The sequence below is a fragment of the Nocardia sputi genome (assembly GCF_023501985.1).
The window spans coordinates 85,921-106,314 of sequence record NZ_JAMFLC010000009.1 but is presented as its reverse complement, the minus strand read 5'-3'; the positions used below and the strand labels follow the sequence as shown (position 1 = coordinate 106,314).

General features: G+C 69.8%; 19 protein-coding genes. 14 read left to right on the top strand and 5 right to left on the bottom strand.

Features of this window, described 5'->3' with window-relative positions:
* Position 1: 1 nt before the first annotated feature.
* On the bottom strand, positions 2–883 hold the full coding sequence (locus M8859_RS14605; RefSeq protein ID WP_159928117.1) for an AAA family ATPase: 882 nt from the start codon (positions 881–883) through the stop codon (positions 2–4).
* Positions 884–968: 85 nt separating this feature from the next.
* Positions 969–2,234, bottom strand: a complete 1,266-nt coding sequence (locus M8859_RS14600) for a glutamate-5-semialdehyde dehydrogenase (protein WP_249644352.1) — start codon at positions 2,232–2,234, stop codon at positions 969–971.
* Between the two features lie 111 nt (positions 2,235–2,345).
* Between M8859_RS14600 and M8859_RS14595 the strand changes: the two genes are divergently transcribed.
* The 6 genes from M8859_RS14595 (at position 2,346) to M8859_RS14570 (ending at position 10,529) form a co-directional block, all read left to right on the top strand.
* Positions 2,346–3,224 (top strand): ribokinase, encoded by an 879-nt coding sequence (locus tag M8859_RS14595; RefSeq protein WP_195140994.1) that lies wholly within the window; start codon positions 2,346–2,348, stop codon positions 3,222–3,224.
* Positions 3,225–3,276: 52 nt separating this feature from the next.
* Positions 3,277–4,647, top strand: a complete 1,371-nt coding sequence (locus M8859_RS14590) for a type I glutamate--ammonia ligase (protein ID WP_249644351.1) — start codon at positions 3,277–3,279, stop codon at positions 4,645–4,647.
* Between the two features lies 1 nt (position 4,648).
* Complete coding sequence (locus M8859_RS14585) at positions 4,649–5,728, top strand: amidohydrolase family protein (RefSeq protein ID WP_249644350.1); 1,080 nt, start codon at positions 4,649–4,651, stop codon at positions 5,726–5,728.
* Positions 5,729–5,820: 92 nt separating this feature from the next.
* On the top strand, positions 5,821–7,044 hold the full coding sequence (locus tag M8859_RS14580) for an RtcB family protein (protein ID WP_195140992.1): 1,224 nt from the start codon (positions 5,821–5,823) through the stop codon (positions 7,042–7,044).
* A 235-nt stretch (positions 7,045–7,279) separates the two neighbouring features.
* On the top strand, positions 7,280–8,209 hold the full coding sequence (locus tag M8859_RS14575; protein ID WP_249644349.1) for an alpha/beta fold hydrolase: 930 nt from the start codon (positions 7,280–7,282) through the stop codon (positions 8,207–8,209).
* Positions 8,210–8,405: 196 nt separating this feature from the next.
* Entirely contained in the window at positions 8,406–10,529 is a 2,124-nt protein-coding gene (locus tag M8859_RS14570) for a RecQ family ATP-dependent DNA helicase (RefSeq protein WP_321210227.1), read from the top strand.
* 42 nt (positions 10,530–10,571) lie between these two features.
* On the opposite strand, the gene M8859_RS14565 is transcribed toward M8859_RS14570, so the two are convergent.
* Together M8859_RS14565 and M8859_RS14560 are read right to left on the bottom strand one after the other, a co-directional pair.
* Positions 10,572–10,880 carry a hypothetical protein gene (locus tag M8859_RS14565; protein ID WP_223517727.1) on the bottom strand — a complete coding sequence of 103 codons (309 nt, stop codon included), beginning with the start codon at positions 10,878–10,880 and terminating at the stop codon, positions 10,572–10,574.
* On the bottom strand, positions 10,877–11,116 hold the full coding sequence (locus M8859_RS14560) for a DUF6364 family protein (RefSeq protein ID WP_249644348.1): 240 nt from the start codon (positions 11,114–11,116) through the stop codon (positions 10,877–10,879). The genes M8859_RS14565 and M8859_RS14560 overlap by 4 nt, the downstream gene beginning before the upstream one ends.
* A 124-nt stretch (positions 11,117–11,240) precedes the next feature.
* On the opposite strand from M8859_RS14560, the gene ligD reads away from it, so the two are divergent.
* Together ligD and M8859_RS14550 are read left to right on the top strand one after the other, a co-directional pair.
* Entirely contained in the window at positions 11,241–12,209 is a 969-nt protein-coding gene (gene ligD, locus M8859_RS14555) for a non-homologous end-joining DNA ligase (protein ID WP_159928099.1), read from the top strand.
* Positions 12,210–12,321: 112 nt separating this feature from the next.
* The gene (locus M8859_RS14550; RefSeq protein WP_195070028.1) at positions 12,322–13,272 is read left to right on the top strand and encodes a D-isomer specific 2-hydroxyacid dehydrogenase family protein; all 951 of its coding nucleotides are present in this window, start codon (positions 12,322–12,324) and stop codon (positions 13,270–13,272) included.
* Between the two features lie 47 nt (positions 13,273–13,319).
* On the opposite strand, the gene M8859_RS14545 is transcribed toward M8859_RS14550, so the two are convergent.
* Positions 13,320–13,892 (bottom strand): GrpB family protein, encoded by a 573-nt coding sequence (locus M8859_RS14545; protein ID WP_249644450.1) that lies wholly within the window; start codon positions 13,890–13,892, stop codon positions 13,320–13,322.
* Positions 13,893–13,991: 99 nt separating this feature from the next.
* On the opposite strand from M8859_RS14545, the gene M8859_RS14540 reads away from it, so the two are divergent.
* The 6 genes from M8859_RS14540 (at position 13,992) to M8859_RS14515 (ending at position 20,340) form a co-directional block, all read left to right on the top strand.
* Positions 13,992–14,978, top strand: coding sequence for an alpha/beta hydrolase (locus tag M8859_RS14540; protein WP_249644347.1), 987 nt, complete (start codon positions 13,992–13,994; stop codon positions 14,976–14,978).
* Position 14,979: 1 nt separating this feature from the next.
* Positions 14,980–15,882 (top strand): SDR family NAD(P)-dependent oxidoreductase, encoded by a 903-nt coding sequence (locus M8859_RS14535; protein ID WP_249644346.1) that lies wholly within the window; start codon positions 14,980–14,982, stop codon positions 15,880–15,882.
* Between the two features lie 7 nt (positions 15,883–15,889).
* Positions 15,890–16,810: a ferritin-like domain-containing protein gene (locus tag M8859_RS14530; protein ID WP_159928193.1), complete on the top strand. Its 921-nt coding sequence runs from the start codon at positions 15,890–15,892 to the stop codon at positions 16,808–16,810.
* An 11-nt stretch (positions 16,811–16,821) separates the two neighbouring features.
* On the top strand, positions 16,822–18,327 hold the full coding sequence (locus tag M8859_RS14525) for a flavin-containing monooxygenase (RefSeq protein ID WP_159928091.1): 1,506 nt from the start codon (positions 16,822–16,824) through the stop codon (positions 18,325–18,327).
* Positions 18,328–18,420: 93 nt separating this feature from the next.
* Complete coding sequence (locus tag M8859_RS14520; protein ID WP_159928089.1) at positions 18,421–19,203, top strand: MerR family transcriptional regulator; 783 nt, start codon at positions 18,421–18,423, stop codon at positions 19,201–19,203.
* A gap of 42 nt (positions 19,204–19,245) precedes the next feature.
* Positions 19,246–20,340, top strand: a complete 1,095-nt coding sequence (locus M8859_RS14515) for a methyltransferase (protein WP_195070025.1) — start codon at positions 19,246–19,248, stop codon at positions 20,338–20,340.
* The last annotated feature ends 54 nt before the right edge of the window (positions 20,341–20,394 follow it).

Here is a 20,394-nt window from a genome sequence, read left to right as displayed (position 1 = left end):
CTCAGGCCAGCTTCAGTTCGGCCAGCGCGCGCTGGTGGTCGCTCTGGTGTTTGAGCACCACGCCGAGGGTGGCGCGCACGGTCGTGTCGTCCAGATCCCGCAAGCCGAGCGCGAGCAGGGTCCGGCCCCAGTCGATCGACTCGGCCACCGAGGGCAGCTTCTTCAACTGCATCCCGCGCAGGACGTGCACGATCCGCACCAGCTGCGCGGCCACCGCCGCCGACAGCTCGGGTACCCGGCTGGCCAGGATGCGCCGCTCCAGCTCCTCGTCGGGAAAATCCAGGTGCAGGTACAGGCAGCGGCGCTTGAGCGCCTCGGACAGCTCGCGGGTGGCGTTCGAGGTCAACACCACGAACGGCTTGCGGCTGGCGGTGATGGTGCCCAGTTCCGGCACCGTCACCGCGAAATCGCTGAGCACCTCGAGCAGCAGGCCCTCGATCTCGACGTCGGCCTTGTCGGTCTCGTCGATCAGCAGCACCGTGGGGTCGGTGCGCCGGATCGCGGTGAGCAGCGGGCGCGAGAGCAGGAACTCCTCGGTGAAGACGTCGGCCTTCGTCTCCTCCCAGTCGTTCTCACTGGAAGCCTGGATGCGCAGAATCTGCTTGGCGTGGTTCCACTCGTACAGCGCGCGGGCCTCATCGACGCCCTCATAGCACTGCAACCGCACCAGCTCGGCGCCCGAAGTCTGCGCGACCGCGCGCGCCAGCTCGGTCTTGCCCACACCCGCCGGTCCCTCGATCAGCAGCGGCTTGCCCAAGCGGTCGGCGAGGAACACCGAGGTGGCGGTGGCCTTGTCCGCCAGGTAGCCCGTGCTCGCCAACCGTTCGACCACGTCTTCCACCGACGAGAAGACCGGTTCCTGTACTGCGCTCTCCGACACCACCCGGCACCTTTCTTCCGACCATCCCCACGCTACGGCAGCGCGGCGACGACGCCGACTCGGCATCGTTCACGCCCACGCTCGCGGCTCAGACGGGCCGGATCTGTCCTTCGCCCCAGACGATCCACTTGGTGGAGGTCAATTCCGGCAGGGCCATCGGGCCGCGCGCGTGCAGCTTCTGGGTGGAGATGCCGATCTCGGCGCCGAAGCCGAACTGCTCGCCGTCGGTGAACGCGGTGGAGGCGTTGACCATCACGGCGGCGGCGTCGACACGACCGGTGAACTCGCGCGCCGCGGCGAGATCACCGGTGACGATGGCCTCGGTGTGACCGGTGCCCCAGGTGTCGATGTGCTCCACCGCCGCGTCCAGGCCGTCGACCACTTTGAGCGCGATGTCCAGGGTGAGGTACTCCTCGCCCCAGTCGGCGTCGGAGGCCGGAACCTGGCCCGGCAGGTCACCGTGGATGGTGACGCCGTGCCGCTCCAAGGCCGCGGTGAGCCGCGGCAGCGCGGTATCCGCGATCGCGGCGTCGATCAGCACGGTCTCGGCCGCGTTGCACACGCTGGGACGGCGAGTCTTGGCGTTGATCAGGATCTGCTCGGCCATGTCGAGATCGGCGGCGGCGTGCACGTAGACGTGGCAGTTGCCGGTGCCGGTCTCGATGGTGGGCACCTGCGCGTCGCGCACGACCGCGTTGATCAACCCGGCGCCACCGCGCGGAATGACCACGTCGACCAAGCCGCGGGCCTGGATCAGATGGGTGACGCTGGAACGGTCCTCGCTCGGCAGCAACTGCACGGCGTCGGCCGGGATATCCTGCGCGGCGAGCGATTCGCGCAGCACGGCCACGAGGGCGGCATTCGACCGGGCCGCCGAGGACGAGCCGCGCAGCAGGGCGGCGTTGCCGGATTTGAGCGTGAGCCCGAACGCGTCGACGGTGACGTTCGGCCGGGCCTCGTACACCATTCCGACCACGCCGAGCGGCACGCGCACCTGCTTGATCTCCAGCCCGTTGGGCAGGGTCGAGCCGCGCACCACCACACCGACGGGGTCGGGCAGCCCGGCCACCTGCCGCAATCCCGAGGCGATGCCGTCGATACGGGGCTTGGTCAGCCGCAGCCGGTCCAGCAGCGAGTCCTCGGTGCCCGCGGCCTGCGCCGCGGCGATGTCCTCGGCATTGGCGGCGAGCACGCGGTCGGCGGCGGCCAGCAACGCGTCGGCGGCGGCATGCAGGGCGTCGTTCTTCTGCGCGGTCGTCAGCCGGGCCAGCGCCCGCGACGCGACCCGGGCCTTGCGCGCGGCCTCGTGCACCACCTCGCGAACATCCGGCTGGGTGGTCGTTCCTACCGTCATGGGTACAGCCTACGCATCAGCGGCGCCGCCGATCCCACCCGCTGTGCCGCGCGGTGGCGCGGGCGCGAGCCCGCGTGCGTGACACGGACCGGGCGACTACCTTCCGGCGATATGACGGTCGAATCGAACGCTCCGGCGATCGTGGTGCTGGGCAGCATCAACATGGACCTGGTGACCACGACCGACCACAGGCCCGCCCCCGGTGAGACGGTGCTCGGTAGCGGCTTCGCCATGGTGCCCGGCGGGAAAGGCGCGAATCAGGCCATAGCGGCGCGGCGCGGGGGTGGCGAGGTGCGCTTCCTCGGGGCGGTCGGCGACGACGTCTTCGCCGGCGCACTGAGCAGGACGCTCACCGACGCCGGGGTCTCGGCCGACCGGCTGCGCACCGTGGCCGGGCCGAGCGGCGTCGCCACGATCGTGGTCGACGGCGACGGCGAGAACAGCATCATCGTCGTCGGCGGCGCCAACACGCGGATGACCGAGCTGACCGAGGACGACCTGGCGGCGATCGCGGCCGCCGATATCCTGTTGTGCCAGTGGGAGATTCCGGTCGACACGGTGGCCGCCGCGGCGCGCCACGCCCGCGCACACGACACGACGGTGCTGTTGAACCCTTCGCCGGTGCGCACCGTACCCGCCGAGCTGTGGGCGAACATCGATGTGGCCGTGGTGAATTCGGGCGAGGCCGCGCACCTGGGCGCGGCGCTCGACACGGTCGCGCACGTGGTGGTCACCCGTGGGGCGGCGGGCGCGGACTATCGCGGCCCGGACGGCGCACGGCTGACCCGGCCCAGCCCGCGGGTGAACGTCGTCGACACCACCGGAGCTGGCGACGCCTTCACCGGTGCGCTGGCCGCGGCCTGGCATCGCGGTCCCGAATGGGCGCTGACCTGGGCTTGTGCCGCGGGAGCGCTGGCGACGACCCGGCTGGGGGCGAGCAGTTCGATTCCCACCGAAGAGGAGATCACCGCCGCACTGGCCGCCGAGTAGCGAGGCGCGCCGCGGCGGCTACCGGTGCGGCCGAGCCGATATCGTGTCGGGCATGGCCACCACGCCGGATCGCATCCCCGCCGACGGCGGCACCGCGCCGATCGGGGGGCTGGACGTATCCATGGTCGCGTTGAGCTTCGTGGACAACGCGGGCATCACGCGTGTGAAGGCCGTGCCCAGGCGGCGGCTGGACCTGGCGGCCCGGTACGGCGTCGGCGTGTCGCCGTGCTTCGAGACTTTTGCCTTCGACGATCTGATGGCGGTCGGGCGCTATCTCGGCGGGCCGGACGGCGATCTGCGGCTCATCCCCGATCCGGCCATGCTGACCGAGCTGGCCTGCCAGCCCGGCTGGGCGTGGGCGCCCACCGACAAGTACACCCAGGACGGCACCCGCTTCGTCGCCTGCCAGCGGCACTTCGCGGCGCGCCAGACGGCGGCGGCGCAGGCGGCCGGACTGCGGTTGTCCATGGCCTTCGAGACCGAATGGGCGGTGGGACGCGCCGACGGCACCGACGGCTTCACTCCCGCGATCCACGGCCCCGCCTACGGCATAGTGCGCCTCGGGCAGGTCGCCGAGTACGCCGACGACCTGGTCACGGCGCTGGAACGGCAAGGCGTCGCCGTCGCCCAGTTCCACCCGGAATACGCGCTCGCGCAACTGGAGTTGTCGGTCGAACCGACCGAGCCGGTCGCCGCCGCGGACCGGGCCGTGCTGGTCCGGCACACGATCCGTCAAGTGAGCCTGCGGCACGGCTGGCGAGCGCTGCTCGCGCCCTGCATCGAACCGGGCGGCTCCGGCTCCGGAGCGCACCTGCACCTGTCGGTGACCGACGACGACGGACCGCTGTTCGCCGGCGGCGACGGACCACACGGCATGCGGCGGACCGGCGAGGCGTTCCTGGCCGGAGTGCTGCGCGAACTGCCCGCGCTGGTCGCCGTCGGCGCGGGCAATCCGGCGAGCTTCCTGCGGTTGGAGCCGTCGCGCTGGGCGGGGGTCTGGCAGTGCTGGGGACACGAGACCAGAGAGGCCGCGCTGCGCTTCGTCACCGGGGTGCGCGGCACCGAGCCGTGGGCGGCCAACGCCGAGGTCAAATGCCTCGACGCGACCGGAAACCCGTACGTGATCGTCGGATCGGTGATCGCGGCCGGGCTCGCGGGCGTCGCCGAACAGCTGCGCCTGCCCGCCGAAATAACCGGGGACCCCGCGACTTTCGACGCCGAAGCACGCATGATGTCGGATGTGCGCCGACTTCCCACCACACCGGCAGACGCCGCCGACCGTCTCGCCGCGTCCGGAGTGCTCGCCGACGCGATGGGCGCCGAACTGCACGACGCGCTGCTCACCGTGCGCCGGGCCGAAGCCGAGCGGTACGCCGCCGCGAGCCCCGAAGAACTGGCCGCCCTGACGCGGTGGCGGTTCTGACATGCTCACCGACGGTGTCCAGCTCACCGACCACCACTGTCACGGCGTCCACACCCGCACCTTGAATCGACCGGGCTTCGAGAGCTTGCTCGGCGAAGGCGCGCACGGGAGCTTCGATTCCGCGATCGGGCTGGCGGTGCGCCGCTGGTGCGCCCCCGCGCTCGACCTGCCCGCGCATGTCAGCCCGGACGTCTACCTGCGTCATCGCGACCGGCTCGGCGCGCACGAGGTCGCCGCGCGGCTGCTGCGCGCGACCGGCGTGACCCGATGGTTCCTGGATACCGGGATCGGCGGAGGCACAGCGGACTTCGCCGCGCTGGCGGACGGCGAGGTGCGGGAGGTCGTCCGGCTGGAGGAGGTGGCCGAGCAAGTGATCGCACAGGTCGGCGCGGTCTCGGGGGTCTACGAGCGGATCGAGGCGCAGCTGCGTGCGCGAGCGGCCGACGCCGTCGGGCTGAAGACGATCGTCGCCTACCGATGCGGACTGGACTTCCCGCTGCGAGATCATCCACCGACCAGCTTCGCACCGCAACACCGGCTCACCGATCCACAGGTCCTCGGCTGGCTGGTCGGTCTCGGCGCGCGGATCGGCGCCGAACTCGGTCTCCCCTTGCAGTTCCATACCGGATTCGGCGACCCCGATCTGCGTCTGCGGCGCGGCGACCCCCTGCTGCTCACCGACTTCCTGCGCCGCAGCGCGGGCACCGGGTTGTCGGTGATGCTGCTGCACTGTTGGCCCTTCCATCGCCATGCGGCTTACCTCGCGCACGTCTTCGACCACGTCCATCTGGATCTGGGCCTCACCATCCCCTACGTGGGCCGACGGGCCGGGGCCGTGCTCGCCGAGACGCTGGAACTGGCTCCCTTCCGATCGCTGTGCTACTCCTCCGACGGCTACGGGCTCGCCGAGCTGCACTACCTGGGCGCCCTGCTCTGGCGGCGCGGGCTGGGCGAGCTCATCGACGAGTGGATCGCCGACGACGCGATCACGACCGCCGACGCCGAAGCCCTGGTCGGCGCCATCGCCCACGGGAATGCCGAGCGCGTCTATCGCGCGCGGTTCGAGCACACCGCCAGGTGATCTGCGACCCATTCCGGCCGGTCGGATAATCGGGTGCGCCGCGCGCCGTGGGTCCCTACCGTTGATATGGAAGACCAACGGAAGGATCGATCATGTTTCCCGTCGAGCTGCGCGGCACCAAGGCGCAGACGCTGATGTGGGCCCACGAGCACGAGGTCGAGCAGGCCGCGCTCCAGCAGCTGCGCAACATCGCCGCGCTGAAATGGGTCCACGGCGTCCGTGTCATGCCGGACGTGCACCTCGGCAAAGGGGCCACGGTCGGCTCGGTGATCGCGATGCGGGACGCGGTGTCGCCCGCCGCGGTCGGCGTGGACATCGGCTGCGGCATGGAGAGCGTGCGCACCGACCTCACCGCGGCGGACCTGCCCGACAACCTGCGTTCGCTGCGGTCGCGGATCGAGGCGGCGGTGCCGGTCGGCTTCCAAGCTCATCACGACGCCGTCGACGTCACCCGCCTCGGTTCCCAGGTCGCGGGGCTCGGCGCGAGCACAGCGACGCTGCGTGCCGGCTGGGACCGCTTCTGGGGTTCGTTCGGCGCGCTGGACGCCCGGGTGCAGTCACGAGAGTCCAAGGCGCACAAGCAGATGGGCACGCTCGGCGGCGGCAACCACTTCATCGAGGTCTGCCTGGACTCCGACGAGCGGGTGTGGATCCTGCTGCACTCCGGCAGCCGCAACATCGGCAAGGAACTCGCCGAGCGGCACATGGCGATCGCGCGGACGCTGCCGCACAACGTCGATCTGCCCGACCGCGACTTGGCGGTCTTCGTCTCCGGCACGCCGGAGATGGAGGCATACCGGCGCGACCTCACCTGGGCGCAGGAGTACGCGGCGCGCAACCGCGCGGTGATGCTGGCCCTGGTCTGCCGTGCGGTCGCCGCCGAATTCGCCGATCGCGGAGTCCGTTTCGAGCAGCCGATTTCGTGCCACCACAATTACGTGGCGGAAGAACTGATCGACGGCGTGCCGATGCTGGTCACCCGCAAGGGCGCCGTGCGGGCGGGCGCGGGTGATCTGGCGCTGATCCCCGGCTCGATGGGTACCCGCTCCTACGTCGTGCGCGGCAAGGGGAATCCGGCTTCGTTCCAGTCGGCTTCGCATGGCGCGGGACGGCGGATGAGCCGCAACGCGGCCAAGAAGCAGTTCACCGTGGCCGATCTCATCGCCCAGACCGAGGGCGTCGAGTCGCGCAAGGACGCGGGCGTGGTGGACGAGATCCCGGCCGCGTACAAGGACATCGACGAAGTCATCGACGCACAGCGGGATCTGGTCGACGTGGTCGCGACGCTGCGCCAGGTGCTCTGCGTCAAGGGCTGAACGTCGCGTTGCCGACTTCGCGCCGGGCGCATCGTGCTCGCCCGGCGTGAACTCACGGCCCGTGCCGCCTCGAGGTGGCGGCGAATTCGGCTCGTTCGGGCAGCCGAGCTGGTTCCGATCGCCGTCACCACCAGGCCGATGAGCGTCCCGACCACGGTGGCGAGGTGCTGCCGCCGCTGCGACACTCGGGGCCCGATAGGGCCCGCCCCGGGCGACTTCCTCGATACCATCGCTTATGCCCTGGCGGCCTTGGTTCTTCTCACCCGCTCCGGAGTCCGACCCGGCGGCCGGCCCGCCGGAGATCCCGGGCGTGCGGCGCTCAAACGTGAGCGCCCGCGGCGTGCGTTTCCACGTCACCGAGGCTGGTCCGGCGGACGGACGCCCGGTGCTCGCGCTGCACGGCTGGCCCGAGCATCACTACGCCTACCGTCACCTGCTGGCCGATCCGCCGGAAGGGCTGCGGATCATCGCGCCCGACCTGCCCGGCTACGGCTGGTCCGGTCCCGCGCCGCACCGGTGGGCCAAAGACGACGTCGCCTCCGACCTGCTCGCACTGCTGGACGCACTCGGGCTGGACCGCGTCCTGCTGGTCGGCCACGATTGGGGCGGCTATATCGCCCACCTGCTCGTGTTGCGGGAACCGGAACGATTCGACGCGCTGCTGGCGCTCAATATCGCCCACCCGTGGCAGACGCCACGCAGCTTTCTCCCGCATGCGTGGCGGTTGCTGGTGTACCAACCGCCCATCGCGGCCTTCGGCGCCTACCTGCACCGGCACACCCGCTTCTTGGAACTCGTCTTCGCCGGCGCGATACGCGACCGCGAGAAGTTCGGACCCCAGGCGATTCGCGTGTACACGGACCGTTTCCGCGACCCCGTCTGCGCCCGCGCCGCGACCGACACCTACCGCACTTTCCTGCTGCGCGAAGTCCCGCACTCGGCCGGACGTGGCGAACGACGCCGAGCGCGGATCCCGATTCGCACCCTGTTCGGAGTCGAGGACGCGGCGGTGCATCCTTCCCTCGCGTCCGAGGAGACCGCGCGCGCCGAGGACTACCGCCTGGAACTGGTCCAGGACTGCGGCCACTTCATCGTGGAAGAGCGTCCGGACCTGGTCCGGACCCGGCTGATCGAGTTGGCCGCGGCGACCGCGCGGCCCGCCTGAACACGGTCGCCGCCTCGTCGGCGCTCCGAGTCGCCGGAGATTTCCATGACGAGCCGGACAACGCCGCTCGCGTGGCCGAGGACCCCGTGCCGGTGGACAGCCGCGACAGACGGGGCCGTGTGGCGTCGGCCCGGTCGATCGCGGCGGCGGTCGGCCGGGCCGCCGCCTGTCGGAGTCGTGGGGCACGATGGAGCGCATGACCCAGGCGACCGATGCGTCTTCGATCGACCTCACCACCCCCGACCTGCGCGAGCACGCCGAACAGCTGTTGCGCGAGCTGGCCGGGACCGGCGCTCGGCTGCGGGAGGACCAGTGGACCGCCATCGAGGCGCTCGTCGTCAGGCGGCGCAGGGCGCTGGTCGTGCAGCGCACCGGCTGGGGAAAATCGGCGGTGTACTTCATCGCCGCCAAGCTGCTGCGCAGGGCCGGACGCGGGCCGACGGTGATCGTGTCGCCGCTGCTGGCGCTGATGCGCAACCAGGTCGCGGCGGCGCAGCGCGCCGGGGTGGTCGCCGCCACGATCAACTCCGGCAATGTCACCGAGTGGGACGAGATCCACGCTCAGGTCGCCGCCGGAGCGGTCGACGTGCTGCTGGTCAGCCCGGAGCGGTTGAACAACCCGGACTTCCGGGATCAGGTGCTGCCCCGGCTCGCGGCCGACGCCGGGCTGGTGGTGATCGACGAAGCGCACTGCGTCTCGGACTGGGGCCACGACTTCCGGCCGGACTACCGGCGCATCCGGACGCTGATCGCCGATCTCGGCTCGGATGTCCCGGTGCTCGCGACCACCGCGACCGCCAACGACCGGGTGGTCACCGACGTCGCCACCCAGATCGGCACCGACACCCTGGTGCTGCGCGGCACGCTGGATCGCGAGTCGCTGCACCTGTCGGTCGTGCGCTTCGACGACGCCGTGGAACGCACCGCTTGGCTCAGCGGTCACCTGCACCGGCTGTCCGGCTCCGGCATCGTCTACACGCTCACCGTCGCCGCCGCGCACGACCTGGCCGATGTGCTGAACTCCCACGGCCACACCGTCGCCGCCTACACCGGCCAGACCGACCCCGCAGAACGCGAGGCGCTGGAGGCGGCGCTGCTGAACAACGAGGTCAAGGCACTCATCGCCACCTCAGCGCTCGGCATGGGGTTCGACAAGCCCGACCTCGGGTTCGTGGTGCACGTCGGTGCGCCCTCCTCCCCCATCGCCTACTACCAGCAGGTGGGACGGGCCGGACGCGGCACCGACCGGGCCGAGGTGGTCTTGCTTCCCGGCCCCGAGGACGCGCGGATCTGGAGCTACTTCGCCTCCGTCGCCTTCCCGCGCGAGCACATCGTGCGCGCCGTCCTCGCGGCGCTCGATTCCGAACGAGCGATGTCCACCGCGGCGTTGGAGCCGCTGGTGGAGCTGAACCGCTCCCGGCTGGAGATGGTGTTGAAGGTGCTCGACGTCGACGGTGCGGTGCGCCGCGTGCGCGGCGGTTGGATCGCCACCGGCCGCCCCTGGACCTACGACACCGAGCGCTACGAGCGCTTGTCCATCGCCAGGGAGGCCGAGCAGCAGGCCATGATCGACTATCAGTCGACCGCCGGTTGCCGCATGGAGTTCCTGCGCCGCCAGCTCGACGACCCGGGACTGTCCGCGGAACCGGCGGATTCGCCCGGCTGCGGCCGCTGCGACAACTGCACCGGCAGCCGTCCCGACCGCACTGTGGCTGCCGACGCGGTCGCCGAGACCAAGGCTCGCCTCGACCGCCCCGGCCTGGATCTCGCGCCGCGCAAGCAGTGGCCCACCGGCATGGCCAAGCTGGGAATTCCCTTGTCCGGCAAGATCAGCGGCGGCGCCGAGACCGGCCGCGTACTGGGCAGGCTGACCGACCTCGGCTGGGGGCAGCGGCTGCGAGCGCTGCTCGACGGCCCGGACGACCCGGTCCCCGACGCGGTCTTCGACGCCTGCGTCGCCGTTCTACGCGAGTGGGATTGGGCAGCTCGCCCCACCTCGGTGCTCGCGATGGAGTCCCCGCGCTACCCGGTTCTCACCGCCACTCTCGCCGCCCGGCTCGCCGAAGTCGGCCGCCTGCGCGACCTCGGCACCCTGCGCACCCGGCCGGGCAGGCCGCCGGTCTCCGCGGCCAACTCCGCACATCGCGTGGCCGGACTGTTCGATTCCTGGGAGATCCCCGACCTGACCGACGTGCCGGGCCCGATCCTGCTCGTGGACGCCATCACCGACACCGGCTGGACTTTCACCGTCGCCGCCCACGCGCTCCGAGCCGCGGGAGCCGACGCCATCCTGCCCTTCGCCCTGGCCACCCCGACGTAACGGCGCCGTACAGCTGAGCATGCGCCGCCGCAGGCGCTGGATTCACAGACTCAGCGTCGCCCGCAGGCGCGCGTCGAGGGATTCCGTTTCGGACGCGGTGAGCACACCGAGGTATTCGGTGAGCCACGGGCGATAGGCGCGGTGCAGTTCGAGGGTGTCTGCCCAGCCGTGCTCGGTGTGGGTGGCCAGCACGTGGCCGGGGTCGGCGGCGCGCAGCGGGACCACGTGCAGCCAGCGATAGCGCGAGGTGATCACCGCCGAATCGGACACCAATACGACCGTCATGCGCCGGGGAAAAGGTGTGCCGTCACTGAGCGTCGGGGCGTAGCGCCAGACCTCACCGCGTTTCATGCGGAGCCGCTGGCGTCGTCCTCGGCGGCCTCGGTGAGCGCCACTTCGTCGTATGCGACGGCCAGTTCGGCTTCCTCGTCGATGACCAGCGCGGTCAGGCTGTCGTGCACGAGCGTGGTGCGCAGCGCGGCGTTGATCACCGACGACAGGCTGCGGTTCTGGCGATCGGCGGCTTCCCTGGCCCATTCGGCCACCTGGGGGTCCAGTGTGACGGTCACACGCGTCGCCTTGCTCATACCGGTATGCATACCAGAGCGGTGCGATGCCGGGAACCCAGCCCGAGCACGGTTTGTGCGGCCGCATCGCCTTCGCTCCGGGTTGTGGACGGACTTCCTACGGATCTCCCACTAAGGTCGACCCGTGGCCTCCAAATCCACCGGGTCGGCGATCGAGCTCGAAGTCGGCGACCACACAGTCCGTATTTCCAACCCCGACCGCGTGTACTTCCCGGAGACCGGCGCGACCAAACTCGATCTGGTGCAGTACTACCTGAGTGTCGGGGACGGCATCGTCAACGCGCTGCGTGACCGGCCCTGCATGCTGCACCGGTTCCCCAAGGGCCTGGCGGGCGACAAGGTTCATCAGAAACGGCTTCCCGCAGGCGCGCCGGACTGGATTCCGACTGTGCGGGTGTTCTTTCCGCGCTACGGCAGGCACGCCGACGAACTGTGCGTCGACAAACTCGCCGACGTCATCTGGGCGGTGCAGATGTCGACGGTCGAGTTCCATCCGTGGAATTCCCGCGCCGCCGACACCGAGCGTCCGGACGAGTGGCGCATCGACCTCGACCCGATGCCGGAATGCCCCTGGTCGCGGGTGCGGCGCGTCGCCGGGGTGGTGCACGAGGTGCTCGACGAGATCGGCGCCGTCGGGTGGCCGAAGACCTCCGGCGGCAGGGGCCTGCACGTGTACGTCCGGATCGCGCCGCACTGGGGATTCCAGGACGTGCGCCGGGCGGCGCTCGCGTTCGCCCGTGAGGTCGAGCGCCGCGCACCCGACGACGTGACCACCACCTGGTGGCGGCGCGACCGCGACCCGCAGACGCTGTTCGTCGACTACAACCAGAACGCTCGCGACCACACCATCGCCGCCGCCTACTCGGTGCGCGGCGTCCCCGCCGCGACGGTCTCCACCCCGGTACGCTGGGACGAAATTCCCGACATCGACCCGCGCGACTTCACCATGTCCTCCGTTCCCCCGCGTTTCGCCGAACTCGGCGATCTGCACGCGGGCATGGACGACGCGGTGTTCCACCTGGATCCTCTCCTGGACTGGGCCGAGCGGGACAAGGTGGACGTGGAGCTCGACGACGAGCAGAGCGGGGCCTAGAGCTGACCGGGCGCCTGGAACGAGCACACCGGCCGGTGCATGCCGGGCGGTGCTACGGTCGCAACGTTCACCCCCCGCGACCACGTCCTACTGCTCCGAAGGAGGTCCGTCCATGAACCGACCGGCAGTAACCATCGCGATCGGCCCCACCGACCCTCCTCCCACTCTGGTGGAGAAAGCCGTGGTGGAGGCGGGCGCCACCGTCTCCGACCTCGACGAGGCGCAGGGGCTGGTCTGGGTCGGTGAACCCGACGAGTTCCCGCAGGACCTGCCTGCCGGTGTGGAGTGGGTGCAGCTTCCGGCCGCGGGCATCGAGGACTGGTTCACCGCGGGCGTCATCGCCAGGCATCCCGGCGTCCGATTCACCTCGGCCGCAGGGGCTTTCGCGGCGAGCGTGGCCGAGCACGCGCTCATGCTGCTGCTCGCGGGCGTGCGGTACCTGCCCGAGCATCTGCGCGCCGCGGACTGGCGGCAACAGGACTTCTTTCCGCATGTAGGCACGCTGCGCGGCAAGACGGTGACGATCGTCGGCGCCGGCGGCATCGGCCGCGCGCTGATCCCGATGCTGATTCCGCTCGGCGCGCACGTCATCGCGGTGAACCGGAGTGGGCGGCCGGTCACCGGCCCCGGCATTCCGCCGTCGGTCGAGACGATTTCCGCCGGCCATCTGGGCCGGATCTGGCCGCACACCGATCACGTGGTGGTCGCCGCTCCCGCGACTCCCGCTACCCGGCATCTCATCGGCGCGGACGAACTCGCTCGGTTGAAGCCGTCCTCGTGGATCATCAACGTCGCGCGCGGCAGCCTCATCGACACCGACGCGCTGGTGGCGGCGCTGGCCTGCGGCGCGATCGGCGGCGCCGGGCTCGACGTCACCGATCCCGAGCCCCTGCCCGCGGGTCATCCGCTCTGGTCGCTGCCCAATGCCATCATCACGCCGCATGATTCGAACCCACCCCAGCTGCGGTTGGCGGCGTTCGCCGATCACGTCGAGGAGAACGTCGAGCGATTCGTCCAAGGCCGCCCGCTGCTGGCGCCGGTCGATCCGGCGCGCGGGTACTGACAAAAATCACTCGGGCATCAGCCCGATCACGTCCCGGCAGGCAATCGTCAACCGGACAGCGCACGTCCGAGAATCTCCTCGATGACCGCGCTCTTGGCGTTCGCGTAGTGCTGCACGAACTTCCACTCACGAAGGGCCAGTTGACGTTTGGTCCGCTCGTAGTAACTTCGGTCGTCGTCGTTCGCGCGTAACCGATCCCGGAAGGCGAGGATTCGCTCGATCTCCACCGCGCCCGACTCCGGCGAGAGCACGTGCAGGTTCACATTGCGCGGCGCACCGCTTTCCACCCGCCGGACGAGACAGCGATGCTGGTACCAGTCCACCTGCCGTATCCGCAATGAATACCCGGCGGCCTCGAGCGCCGGAATATAGGCGGCTTCGTCGGCGGTGTCGGGAACGACCAGCAGAATGTCGATCAACGGCTTCGCCGCGAGACCTGGCACCGACGTGGAGCCGGTGTGCTCGATTCGGAGGGCCACGCCGCCGAGCGCCGCGCCTATCGCGGCTTTCTCTTCGGCGTACCAACTCGGCCAGGCGGGGTTGTAATCCTCCAGCACGACCTCGACCGCGTAGGGCTCCAACTCGCCGATGGTCACCGCCGCGATGTCGTCGTCGTCCATTGTGGCCACATGTCACCTTAAGGCGGGCCGCGCACCACCAATCAGCCTTCTTGGAATGTGCCATTGACAACTGGCACATTCATCACTGATTCTGGACGCATGACAAGGTCAACGAGGACCTCGGTCCCCGGCGTTCCCGCCGTGCCCTCGCCCCGCGCCACCGTCGCCGCCGCGGCGACCCGGCTCGGATTGCGGCCGGTGAACTGCGCGGTTCCGATGAATGCCCCCGGTGTCTGGTTCGCACGCAAACTCATCGCCACACTGATGGCCGTCGGCGGTCCCGTTCCACCCGGTACTTCCGTCACCCAGGTCCGGTCGGGCGCGGTGCGCGGCGAGTGGGTCCGGGCGGCCGGCGTGCCGTTCGGTACACGGGCCGTCTACTACATCCACGGCAGCGGGTACGTGATCTGCTCGGCTCGCACACATCGTGGTCTCGCGGCCCGGCTTTCGAAGAAGACCGGGCTTCCGGTGTTCCTCACCGACTACCGGCTCGCGCCCGAGCACCGGTTCCCAGCCGCGGCCGACGACGTCGAGGCCGGCTACCGCTGGCTACTCGGCCGTGGCATCGCGCCGGAGGACATGGTGATTGCCTGCGATTCCGCGGGTGGGCACCTGGCGCTGGACCTGCTGGTCGAGAACGGGCGAAACGGCCGCTCCCAGCCCGCCGCCGTCGCGATGTTCTCCCCGCTGCTGGATCTGACCCTCGGCTTGGCGGCCGAGCGGGAACGTCTCCGGTCCGATCCGTTGATCTCCGCCGCGGCCGCGCGCAGGCTGCCCGCGGCCTATACCAGCGGCCATCCGGCCGACGCGGCGCGCCTGCAACTGACCATCCCGCACGGTCTCGCGCTGCCGCCGATCCTCGTGCAAGTCGGCGGCACCGAGATGCTCGGCGCCGACGCGCAGGCGCTGTGCGAGATGGTCCGGCGGGCGGGCGGCACCTGCGAGCTGGAGATCTGGCCGGGGCAACTGCACGTCTTCCAAGCGCTTCCCATGGTGGTGCCCGAGGCCGACCAGGCCCTCGCCCGCGCCGCCGACTTCCTGCGCGCGGCGCTGGTCGCTACCTCCGGCACGAAAAAGGTGAGCTGAGATGTTCGGACTCGAGAAACTGGTGGCCCTGGGCCGCACCCGGCGCACCCACGGCGCGCGAGCCGTGGTCACCGGCGCGGGCAGCGGTATCGGCCGAGCGTTCGCGATGGAGATCGCGGCCCGCGGCGGCCGCGTGATCTGCGCCGACATCGCTGAGGCGCGCGCCGACGAAACGGTCGCCCTGATCGAACGCGCCCATCCGGGCGCGGCGCACGCCTTCCGCTGCGACGTGGCGCAACGCGAGGACGTGGAGTTGCTCGCCCGCTTCGCCGAGACGCTGTTCGAGCGCCCGGTCAGTCTGGTGATCAACAACGCGGGCGTCGGCATCGGCGGAAAACCCGTCGGACGCATCGGCTTCCAGGACTGGCAGTGGGCGCTGGGCATCAACCTGTGGGGCGTGGTGCACGGCTGCGAGATCTTCGCCCCACGCCTGCGCGCCGCCGGGACCGGCGGCATCATCAACGTCGCCTCGGCTGCCGGATTCGCCGCCGCCCCCTCGATGGCCGCCTACAACGTGTCCAAGGCGGGCGTGCTGTCGCTGTCGGAGACCATGGCCGCCGAACTGAGCGGCACCGGCGTCGCGGTCACGGTCCTGTGCCCGACGTTCGTTCGTACGAACGTCGCCAGGGACGGCCGGATCACCAAGGAATCCGCGCAGCTGGCCGACTTCCTCATGCGCTGGACCGGATTCTCCCCCGAACGCGTCGCACGCACCGCCCTGGACGCGCACGACCGCGGGCAGCTCTACGTGCTGCCCCAGCTGGACGCGCACGTCGTATGGCTGCTCAAGCGGCACTTCCCCGCCCAATACACCTACGTCCTCGGACTCCTGGAGCGGCTGCTGCCACAGGACGACTCGACCACCACCGACCGCACCTCGGTCACCGACAAGACAGGAGTCTGACATGGCCATCGCGATGGACTTCGACGACATGCTCCGCAAGATCAAGGACCGCCAGTGGGCGCTGGCCGACATCGATTGGGACGCACCGGGCGCCGAGACGATCACGCCCGAACTGCACGCCAAGCTCAAGCCGTTCATGGCCGATCTGATGTGGATCGAGAACGTCGGCGCGCGCGGCTTCGCGGCAATGGCCAAGAAGGCGCCGACGGAGACGCTGCGCGAGATCTACCGCTACTTCCACGCCGAGGAACAGAAGCACGCCAACGCCGAGCTGGCGCTGATGCGCCGGTGGGGCATGCTCGACGGTGACGAGATCCCGCAGCCGAACGTCAACGTCAAGCTGGTGATCGACTTCCTGGACAAATACTCCGACGACATGTCGCTGTCGTTCCTCGGCACCGTGATCCCCATGCTGGAGGTCGCGCTGGACGGCGCCCTGATCAAGTTCATCATGGACGAGATCGAGGACCCGGTCTGCCAGGCGGCGTTCAAGAGGATCAACTCCGACGAATCCCGCCACCTGGCCGTCGATTTCGCCGTGATGGACCTGCTCGGGCACGCCGAGATGCGCAAGCTGCTCATCGACCTGGTCGGCGGCTGGGCCAAGCCCTCGCTGATCATCGGCGTGCTGAGCTACGTGCCGCTGCTGAACAAGATGCGCGACAACATCGTCGCGATGGGCGTCGACGAGGAGAAGCTCTACGGCGCGCTCAAGCGGTACGCGAACGTCGGCGAGCGCAGCGAATTCGCCCGCAGGCTTCCGATGTACCAGATCGTGAAGACGCACGGCGGTTGGGTGATCGACCGCGGGCATCCCTACCACCTGGTGGCCGACGCGCTGGTGAAGGTCACGGGGTTGCTGCCGAGGGCACTGCTGCGCAACAACCCGACGTGGTCGAAGGAACTGACCTACGAGCCCGCCGCATGACAGGGAATACGATGAGTACGCACACCCTCGACGTCGCCGTCATCGGCGGCGGGTTCGCCGGAATCGGCACCGCCATCCGCCTGAAACAGCGCGGAATCCACGACTTCGCGATCTTCGAGCGCGGCACCGCGATCGGCGGCACCTGGCGCGACAACACCTATCCGGGTGCGGCGTGCGACATTCCGTCGCGGTTGTACTCCTACAGTTTCGCGCCGAATCCGAACTGGTCACGCACCTACTCCGGAAGCAACGAGATCCTCGGCTACATCGAGGCGATGGCCGCGGAATTCCGGCTCGGTCCGCACCTGCGGTTCGGGCACAACGTCACCGGCATCGCGTTCGACGAGCAGGCCGGGACCTGGGAGATCGCCGTCGAGGGCCACGCGCACCCGATCCTCGCCCGCACCGTGGTGCTGGCCTCCGGGCCGCTGGCCAACGCCAGTCTTCCGGATATCCGGGGCATCGAGACCTATCGCGGCCACAAGATCCACAGCGCCCGGTGGGATCACGACTACGACTTCACCGGCAAACGGGTCGCGGTCGTCGGCACCGGGGCCAGCGCGGTCCAGATCATCCCGGAGCTGGTGGACAAAGCCGACTCGGTGAAGGTGTTCCAGCGCACGCCCGGCTGGGTGCTGCCCCGGGTCGACCGACGGACCAACGGCCTGACCAAGGAGCTCTACCGCCGGGTGCCCGCCGCCGAACAGCTGGCTCGGCGCGCCTGGTTCTACGGACACGAGTCGGTGGCACTGGGCGTGGTCTGGAACACGCCGCTGACCAGGGTGGTCGAGCTGGTCGGCAAGGCACAGCTGCGCAGACAGGTGAAGGACCCGTGGCTGCGCCGTCAGCTCACCCCGGACTTCCGCGCGGGCTGCAAGCGCCTGCTGATGACCGACGACTACTACCCCGCCCTGCAACGGGACAACTGCAAATTGATCACCTGGCCGATCGCCCGGATCTCCGAGCACGGCATCCGCACCGCGGAGGGTATCGAACACCAGGCGGACTGCATCGTCTTCGCGACCGGATTCGACGTCTCCAAGACCGGGACCCCCATTCCGGTGGTCGGGCGCGACGGCCGGGTTCTCGCCGACGAATGGTCGCGCGGGGCCTACGCCTACAAGAGCGTCGCGGTCTCCGGATATCCCAACCTGTATCTCACGTTCGGACCGAATTCGGGGCCGGGGCACAATTCCGCGCTGGTCTACATGGAAGCCCAGATCGACTACCTCGTCGGCGCGATCGGCCTCATCCTGGACCGGGATCTGCGCATGCTGGACGTACGGCGCGATCGGCAGGATCGCTACAACGCCGCCATCCAGCGCAAGCTCGCCGCCACCACCTGGAACTCGGGATGCCGCAGCTGGTATCTCACCGAGGACGGCTTCAACGCGACCATGTATCCGGGGTTCGCCACCCAGTATGTCCATCAGCTGCGCGCGGTCGATCTCGACGACTACCTCATGGTCGAACAGACCGCCGACCAGCGGCGACAGCGGGTGGCACCGGTTTCCTGAGTGCCGCGGGACCGGCGGCGCGGACGATAGACTCGGTCCGCAGCGAGTGCAAAGCGTGCCGCCGGTCCGTCGGCGCCGTGGTCAGCGAGGGAGGTGAGGTCGACGCCGGAGTACCGGATCGATGACCTCGCGCGCGCCGCGGGCACCACCACCCGCAACGTGCGCGCCTACCAGGAACGCGGGTTGCTGCCGCCGCCGGTCGGCAAGGACGGCCGGGCCAGCATCTACGACGACGCGCACCTGGAGCGGCTGCGCCTGATCGATGCGCTGCTGCAGCGCGGCTTCACCACCGCGCACATCGCCGACTTCATCACCAGCTGGGAGACCGGCAAGGACCTGACCGAGGTGCTCGGCCTGCAACACGCCGTGACGGCGTCCTGGGCCAAGGACGAGACGTTCGAGGTGCCCCGCGAGCTGATCGGCACCATCCTCGGCGCGGAGGCCGACGAGCTGGTCGACCGGCTGCGCGAGATGAAGCTGGTGCGGCTCGAAGGCGACACGGTGGTGTTCACCGAAACCCAGTTGCTCACCTCGTTCGCCGAGCTGCACGAGTACGGGCTCGAACTGCGCACGCTCATCGAGATCTACGCCAAGGTGGCCGATCGGATCGATGACATCACCCACATCATGATCACCGCCGCCAAGCAGCACATCATCGACGAGCACGGCCCCGGCTGGCTGCCGGACACCAGCAACGAAATCGCCGAGACCACAACGATGCTCAACAAGATGCGCGAGCTGGCGGTCGCCTCGGTGCACGCGACGCTCGCCCGGTCGATGGACGTCACGCTCCGGCGCGAACTCGGCGACTATCTCGCCACGGCGGCCGAGCGGGAGAAACAGCGCAGCGAACCCGGGCGCGACGTACCCTCCTAGACAAGCGCAGAGTGCTGCCGACCTTCGACGGATGGAGTCGCTGTGGGGTCCGACCGACCGAGAATCCCTCCGCTGCCGCTGATACGGGCCGTCGAATCGGTTCGCGGCGCGCTGGCCGTCGCGTTCCGCAAGCTGGTGCCGGGGCACGTCGCGCTGATGGAGCTGATCGCCGCCGGATGGATCACGCAGGCCATCCATGCCGCCGCGGCGCTCGGCGTGGCCGACGAACTCGCGGCGGGACCGCGGTCGGGCGCACAACTGGCGGCGGCGGTCGGCGCCGACGAGGACGCGCTGCGGCGGTTGCTGCGGCTGCTGATCAGTTACGGCATTTTCACCCAACGGCACGACGGACGGTACGCGCTGACGCCGATGGCGCGGGCGCTGCGCAAGGACGCGAACGTGTCGCTGCGCGACGCGGTGCTGTTCTTCGGGTCGCCCGCGCACCGCAACCACTGGTCGCACCTGGTCGACGCCGTGCGTACCGGCGAGCCGGTCGGCGAGAAACTGAACGGGATGCCGTTCTTCGACTACATCCAGCACGACCGCGAACTCGGCGAACTGTTCGATCGCGCGATGACCAGCATCGGCAGCCTCGCGCTGGAACCGCTGTTCGCGGCCTACGATTTCGGCCGCTACGAGACCCTGGTCGACGTCGGCGGCGGTGAAGGAACCCTGCTCACCGAGATCCTGCGCCGTGCCCCGCGGTCGCGCGGCGTCCTGTTCGACCTGCCCGAAGTGGTGGCGGCGGCGCCCACGCGGCTGGCCGAACTCGGTCTCGCCGATCGCTGCGCCGTGGAAAGCGGATCGTTCTTCGACAGCGTCCCCAAGGGTGGCGACGCCTACATCCTCAAGCACATCCTGCACGACTGGGCGGAACCGGAGGCGGGGCGCATTCTGCGAACGGTCCGTGCGGCTATGGACCCCGACGCCCGGCTGCTGATCGTCGAGCTGGTCGTACCCGAACACAGCGCGCCGCACCCGAGCAAGTTCATCGACCTGGAGATGCTGGTCAACGCAGGCGGCCGGGAACGGACCGAGGCCGAGTACCGCGCTTTCCTCGCCCGGCACGGATTCACGCTGACCAAGCGGGTGCCGACGGCCTCGCCGGACAACGTGCTGGAGGCCCGGCCGAGCTGACACCGGACGCACCCGTACCGTGAAGTCATCTGCGATCTCGGCGTCGGGACCGCT